Origin of the sequence: Demequina sp. (assembly GCF_024642165.1) — a bacterium.
Lineage (GTDB): Bacteria > Actinomycetota > Actinomycetes > Actinomycetales > Demequinaceae > Demequina.
The window spans coordinates 1-6,395 of record NZ_JAHEBP010000116.1; the positions used below are offsets into that span (position 1 = coordinate 1).

General features: G+C 71.3%; 6 protein-coding genes. 5 read left to right on the forward strand and 1 reads right to left on the reverse strand.

The genetic code is table 11. The features are described from left to right. The first annotated feature begins 87 nt into the window (after positions 1-87). The 4 genes from Q0L54_RS09650 to Q0L54_RS09665 all read left to right on the forward strand — a co-directional run bounded on the left by Q0L54_RS09650 (position 88) and on the right by Q0L54_RS09665 (position 5,127). A complete protein-coding gene (locus Q0L54_RS09650) occupies positions 88-2,301 on the forward strand; it encodes a polyribonucleotide nucleotidyltransferase (protein WP_296667621.1) in 2,214 nt (737 codons plus the stop codon). Positions 2,302-2,549: 248 nt separating this feature from the next. Continuing rightward, positions 2,550-3,869, forward strand: coding sequence for a pitrilysin family protein (locus Q0L54_RS09655; protein ID WP_296667623.1), 1,320 nt, complete (start codon positions 2,550-2,552; stop codon positions 3,867-3,869). Positions 3,870-3,919: 50 nt separating this feature from the next. Continuing rightward, positions 3,920-4,663, forward strand: coding sequence for a 4-hydroxy-tetrahydrodipicolinate reductase (gene dapB, locus Q0L54_RS09660; RefSeq protein ID WP_296667625.1), 744 nt, complete (start codon positions 3,920-3,922; stop codon positions 4,661-4,663). After that, the gene (locus Q0L54_RS09665) at positions 4,660-5,127 is read left to right on the forward strand and encodes a hypothetical protein (protein ID WP_296667627.1); all 468 of its coding nucleotides are present in this window, start codon (positions 4,660-4,662) and stop codon (positions 5,125-5,127) included. Before dapB ends, Q0L54_RS09665 begins: the two co-directional genes overlap by 4 nt. Here the strand turns inward: Q0L54_RS09665 and Q0L54_RS09670 are convergent. Further along, positions 5,124-5,606 carry a GNAT family N-acetyltransferase gene (locus Q0L54_RS09670; protein ID WP_296667629.1) on the reverse strand — a complete coding sequence of 161 codons (483 nt, stop codon included), beginning with the start codon at positions 5,604-5,606 and terminating at the stop codon, positions 5,124-5,126. The genes Q0L54_RS09665 and Q0L54_RS09670 overlap by 4 nt on opposite strands. A 77-nt stretch (positions 5,607-5,683) precedes the next feature. Between Q0L54_RS09670 and Q0L54_RS09675 the strand changes: the two genes are divergently transcribed. After that, the coding region (locus Q0L54_RS09675) for a ZIP family zinc transporter (protein ID WP_296667631.1) at positions 5,684-6,395 on the forward strand (712 nt) is incomplete at its 3' end.

A 6,395-nucleotide genomic window follows, 5' to 3' on the forward strand; every position in this document is an offset into this window, starting at 1 on the left:
GCGGTTCTGAGCATTTCGACTGACGATCAGTGGGGCAGAGGCCCTATTTCTGGCCTGGCCTGCTCCAACGCAAGGAGCACTTCCCCTATGGAGGGTCCTGAGATCCAGTTCGCCGAGGCCGTTATCGACAACGGCTCGTTCGGCACCCGCACCGTTCGTTTCGAGACGGGCCGCCTGGCCCAGCAGGCCGCCGGCACCGTCGCGGCGTACCTCGACAACGACACGATGCTGCTGTCCGCCACCACGGCGGGCAAGCACCCCCGCGACGGCTTCGACTTCTTCCCGCTCACGGTGGACGTCGAGGAGCGCTCGTACGCGGCCGGCAAGATTCCCGGCTCGTTCTTCCGCCGTGAGGGACGTCCCTCCACGGACGCGATCCTCACCTGCCGCCTGATCGACCGCCCGCTGCGCCCGACCTTCGTGTCCGGCCTGCGCAACGAGGTCCAGGTGGTCATCACCGTCCTCTCGATCAACCCCGACGACTCGTACGACACGCTCGCGATCAACGCCGCCTCGGCGTCCACGCAGCTGTCGGGCCTGCCGTTCTCCGGCCCCATCGCCGGCGTGCGCATCGCGCTGGTCGACGGCCAGTGGGTCGCCTTCCCGCGCTACTCCGAGAAGGAGCGCGCGGTGTTCGACATGGTCGTGGCCGGCCGCATCGCCGGTGACGACGTCGCCATCATGATGGTCGAGGCCGAGGCCACCAACGACGCCTTCAACCTCATCTCCGAGGGTGCGCAGGCACCCACCGAGTCCGTGGTCGCCGAGGGCCTCGAGGCCGCCAAGCCGTTCCTGCGCGCGCTGTGCGACGCGCAGATCGAGCTCGCCGGCAAGGCCGCCAAGGAGGTTCGGGAGTTCCCGCGCTTCCTCGACTACCAGGACGACGCCTTCGAGGCGACGTCCGCCGCCGTCGGGGCCCACCTGGTCGAGGCGCTCACCATCGCCGACAAGCAGGAGCGCGAGTCGCGCCTCGACGCCATCAAGGCGTCCGCGCACGAGCAGCTCGACGCACAGTTCGAGGGCCGCACCGGCGAGATCAGCGCCGCGGTCCGCTCGCTCACCAAGCAGGCGGTGCGTCAGCGCATCCTCAAGGACGGCGTCCGCATCGACGGCCGTGGCCTCAAGGACATCCGTCCCCTCTCGGCCGAGGTCGCCGTGATTCCGCGCGTGCACGGTTCGGCCCTGTTCGAGCGTGGCGAGACCCAGATCATGGGTGTCACCACGCTGAACATGCTGAAGATGGAGCAGCAGATCGACTCGTTCAACCCCGAGACGAAGAAGCGCTACATGCACCACTACAACTTCCCGCCGTTCAGCACGGGCGAGACGGGTCGTGTGGGCTCCCCCAAGCGCCGCGAGATCGGTCACGGCGCGCTCGCCGAGCGTGCCTTGGTGCCCGTCCTGCCGTCGCGTGAGGACTTCCCGTACGCGATCCGTCAGGTGTCCGAGGCGCTCGGCTCCAACGGGTCGACGTCGATGGGCTCGGTCTGCGCCGCGACGCTGTCGCTGCTCAACGCCGGCGTGCCGCTGCGCGCGCCCGTCGCGGGCATCGCGATGGGCCTCGTGTCCGACACGGTTGACGGCGAGACCCGCTACGCGGCGCTCACCGACATCCTGGGCGCCGAGGACGCGTTCGGCGACATGGACTTCAAGGTCGCCGGCACCTCCGAGTTCGTCACCGCGATCCAGCTCGACACCAAGCTCGACGGCATCCCCGCCTCGGTGCTGGCCGGCGCGCTGTCGCAGGCGTACGACGCCCGTATCCACATCCTGGGCGTCATGGAGCAGGCGATCTCCGAGCCCGACGAGATGAGCCCGTTCGCGCCGCGCATCATCACGGTGCGCGTGCCCGTCGACAAGATCGGCGAGGTCATCGGCCCCAAGGGCAAGATGATCAACCAGATCCAGGACGACACGGGTGCGGACATCTCGATCGAGGACGACGGCACCGTGTTCATCGGCGCCGTCGACGGCCCGTCCGCCGAGGCGGCGCGTGCCGCGATCAACGCGATCGCGAACCCGCACGTGCCCGAGATCGGCGAGCGCTTCGTCGGCACCGTGGTGAAGACCGTCGCTTTCGGCGCCTTCATCTCGCTCTCCCCGGGCAAGGACGGACTGCTGCACATCTCGCAGATCCGCAAGCTGGTGGGCGGCAAGCGCGTCGAGAACGTCGAGGACGTGCTGGGCGTGGGCCAGAAGATCCAGGTGGAGATCACCGAGGTCGACCCGCGCGGCAAGCTCTCGCTGGGCGTGGTCGAGGAGGCGGGCGCCGAGTCCGCCGAGGAGACCGTCGAGGCCTGATCCTCGCGCACTCCGCGTCCCGAAGGGGCGGTCCCGGTATTCCGGGGCCGCCCCTTCGGCGTCTGCGAGCCCACAGGGCCGCCGCGAAGCCGCCCCCGCATCGTCCCGCCGCCATCGATTCCCACTGGTCGATGTGACGGTTGTGCTTGCGCGTGACGGATGGGACCGTCACATTCGTCACTCGAGATGACACCAGACACATCGACCAGTGGGAGTCGAGGCGTGGAGCCCCGGATAGGCTCGCGTTCATGCCTCACATCCTTCCGCTGGTCCACGCAGGCGCGATCGGCGCCGACCTCACCATCGAGCAGGACCACGGGGCCGTGGTGCGCCGGTCGATCCTGCCCGGGGGTGTGCGCGTGTTCACCGAGGAGATCCCCGGCATGCGATCCGCGACGCTGGGCGCCTGGATCGGGGTGGGCTCGCGCGACGAGGCGCCGGAGCACGGCGGGTCCACGCACTTCCTCGAGCACCTGCTGTTCAAGGGGACCGCGCGTCGTTCCGCCCTCGACATCGCGGAGGAGTTCGACCGGGTGGGCGGCGAGTCGAACGCCCTCACCGGCAAGGAGTACACCTGCTACTACGCCCGGGTGATCGACACGGATCTGCCCATGGCGATCGACGTGGTGCTCGACATGGTGACCTCGGCCAGGCTGGACCAGGCGGACTTCGACATGGAGCGCGGGGTGATCCTCGAGGAGCTCGCCATGAACGAGGATGATCCAGGCGACGTGATCCACGAGCGCTTCACGGAGGCGGTCCTGGGCGGCCATGTGCTGGGCCGACCCATCGGCGGCACGCCGGAGATCATCAAGGCCGTGTCGCGCGACGCCGTGGGCGAGCACTATCGCCGGCACTACGTGCCCGAGGGGCTGATCGTCACCGCCGCCGGCGGCGTCGATCACGACGCCGTCTGCGCGCTCGTGACCGATGCGCTGGAGCGGGGCGGCTGGGGCGTCGAGGGCGCCGCGGTCCCGGTGGGCCGGCGTGATCCCTTCGCGCCCGTCGACGTGACCACCAACCCGGCGGTGACCATCACCCGGGGCGAGCTGGAGCAGGCGCACGTGCTGCTGGGCACCCGCGGCCTGCGCGCCACCGACGAGCGGCGCTCGGTGCTCTCCGTCTACAACGCGATCCTGGGCGGAGGCATGTCGTCACGCCTGTTCCAGGAGATCCGCGAGAAGCGGGGCCTCACGTACTCGGTGTACTCGTTCGGCTCGCCCAGCACGGAGACCGGCGTGTTCGGCATCTACGGGGCGTGCGCGCCGGGCAAGGCCGACGAGGTGATGCGCCTGATGACCGCGGAGTTCGAGCGGATGGCGGATGGGGTGACCGAGTCCGAGCTCGAGCGCGCGAAGGGCCAGATCGCCGGCTCGATGGTGCTGCGCCTCGAGGACTCGTACTCGCGGATGTCGCGCCTCGCCAAGGCGGAGCTGGTGTTCGGGGACCTGTGGAGCATCGGCGAGATGCTCGACGACGTCCACGCGGTCACGGCCGACCAGGTGCGTGCGCTCGCCGCGGAGCTGGCGTCCCGGGACCGCGTGGCCGTGCGCGTGGGCCCTTCCTGACCGGTCGCGGACCGTCCGGTCGCCGCACGCACGCCGCATAAGGTAGTCGCATGATCAACGTCGCAGTGCTGGGCGCCGCGGGGCGCATGGGAACCCACGTGGTCGAGGCGGTGGACGCCGCGGCCGACCTGGAGCTGGTGGCCGCGCTCGACCACGACGACGAGGTGTCCGCGGCCGCCCGCGCGGGCGCGCACGTCGCTGTGGACTTCACTCTCCCCAGCGTCACCGAGGCCAACGTCCACGCGCTGATCGACGCCGGCATCAACGCCGTGGTCGGCACCACCGGGTGGACGTCCGACGCCCTCATGAGGGTCGAGGAGCACCTCAAGGAGCGCCCCGAGCTGGGCGTGCTCATCGCGCCCAACTTCGCATTGAGCGCGGTGCTGTCCATGCGCTTCGCGGCGGCCGCGGCCCGCTTCTTCGAGTCCGTCGAGGTGATCGAGCTGCACCACCCCGACAAGGTCGACGCGCCCTCGGGCACTGCGCGGCACACCGCCGCCGGGATCGCCGCGGCCCGCGCGGCCGCGGGACTCGGGCCCTCGCCCGACGCGACCACCGACGACCCGGCCGGCGCGCGCGGTGCGGTGATCGACGGGGTCCACGTCCACGCGGTCCGCCTGCGCGGGCTGGTCGCGCACGAGGAGGTGCTGCTGGGGAACCCGGGCGAGCAGTTGACCATCCGCACCGACAGCTTCGACCGCATCAGCTTCATGCCCGGCGTGCTGCTGGGCGTGCGCCAGGTGGGCTCTCACCCGGGCCTCACGGTGGGGCTCGACGGGTACATGGCGCTGTGACGCTGATGCGCCGGCCCGCCTTCCTCGCGGCCACTGCCGTCACGGCGCTGCTGGGGCTGTACATCGCCCTGGTGGCCGGCCGGGCCGTGGTGCTGATCCGCGACGATGCGTGGATCGCCAAGGCGCTGGGGCTGCTGTTCTTCGTGCTGCCGGTGATCGCGGTCTGGTACCTGGTCAACGAATGGCGCCTCAGCATGACGGTGCAGCGGATGGCATCGCGCCTCGAGGCCGAGGGGCGGCTGCCGCTTCACGATGGGGAGCAGTCGCCCAGCGGGCGTCTCACCGAGCAGGCAGCCGCGGACGTGTACGAGGTGGCGCGACGCGGCGTGGAGCTCGCACCCGAGGACTGGGCCGCCTGGTTCCACCTCGCGTTCGCCTACGACGCGGCGAAGGAGCGCGGCGAGGCGCGGCGGGCGCTCCGCTACGCGGCACAGCTGTTCCGGCAGGAATCCTCCGCCGTCTAGAGCGACGCGCGATACATCAGCTCGGCGAGGTCGCCGGCGGGGCCCTCGAGCGTGCGCCGCACGCCACCCTCGGCGAGGCCCGCGGATTCGAGGAACGCACGGCGGGCGCTGTCACCCTCGAGCGCCCACGCCCGGACCTCGGTGCGCCCCTGCAGCCGCAGGGTGTCGATGCACGCCGAGAGCAGGCGCGAGGCATGGCCCGCCCCCCGATGCTCGGGGGCGACCTCGAGCGCCATGATCTCGCCGGGCATGAGCGCGGCGAAGCCCACCACGTGCGGGCCGTCGCATGCCGCGAATACGCGGTGATCGCGGCTCGGCGGGGTGCCGATCGCGGCCGCCCACTGCGCGCGCACGTCCTCGGAAGGCAGGCCGTCCACGGCGTCGCCGAGCACCCCGCGCCACGCCGCGAGCTGGATCGCCGCGATCGCGTCCTCGTCCCCCGGAACGGCGGGGCGGGCGGAGACATCGGCGGTAGGCATGGTCGCCAGCCTACGGCGCCCGACGGCCGCTCCGGCGCGTCCGCGTCCGCGCGGCCGAGTCCCGCTAGCGTGAGCCCATGGAAGTCCTCACCACAGCGCTCGCAGCGGGCATCGGCATCGGCACCCTGCTCATCGGTGCCGCGATGGCGCTGATCTGGGACGTCCCGCGCAGGATCGTCGCCGGCATCATGGCCTTCGGCGCCGGGGTGATGCTCGCGACGCTGGCGCTCGAGCTCGTGGTCGAGGCCAACGAGGCCGGGGGAGTTTGGCCCGTGGTGATCGGGTTCGCCGGGGGAGCGGTGATGTACGTCGCCGGCGACCGCCTGGTGCAGCGGCTGGTCGCACGGCGTGCCGCGCGTGCGAGCGTCCAGAACCGCAACATCACGGCGCGGCGCGGCGCGGATGCTCCCGGACGGGGCGGGGCGTTCGCGGTGGGCGCGCTGCTCGACGGCATCCCGGAGGCCATCGTGATCGGCCTGTCGGTGGCGCTCACCGGCAGCTTCCCCGTGGCGATCGTGGTCGCGATCGGGCTGAGCAACATCCCGGAGGGGTTGGCGGGTTCGGTCGCGATGCGCCGCGCGGGGAGGTCGCCGCGGGTGATCCTGGGCCTCTGGGCGATCATCACCGGAATCGCGGTGGTGGCGGCGGTGATCGGCACCGCGGCCCTGGCGGACGCCTCGCCGGAACTGCTCGCCATCGTGGTCTCGGTGGCGGCCGGAGCGCTGCTCGCGATGGTGACCAACGCGATGATCCCCGAGGCCTTCGAGGAGGACCACTGGGCGACGGGCC

What these genes read in the sequence shown, in the direction of transcription:
- dapB (WP_296667625.1), top strand. Translation starts at nt 3,920, where the DNA reads ATGATCAACGTCGCAGTGCTGGGCGCCGCGGGGCGCATGGGAACCCAC.
- Q0L54_RS09655 (WP_296667623.1), top strand. Translation starts at nt 2,550, where the DNA reads ATGCCTCACATCCTTCCGCTGGTCCACGCAGGCGCGATCGGCGCCGAC.
- Q0L54_RS09650 (WP_296667621.1), top strand. Translation starts at nt 88, where the DNA reads ATGGAGGGTCCTGAGATCCAGTTCGCCGAGGCCGTTATCGACAACGGC.
- Q0L54_RS09670 (WP_296667629.1), bottom strand. Translation starts at nt 5,606, where the DNA reads ATGCCTACCGCCGATGTCTCCGCCCGCCCCGCCGTTCCGGGGGACGAG.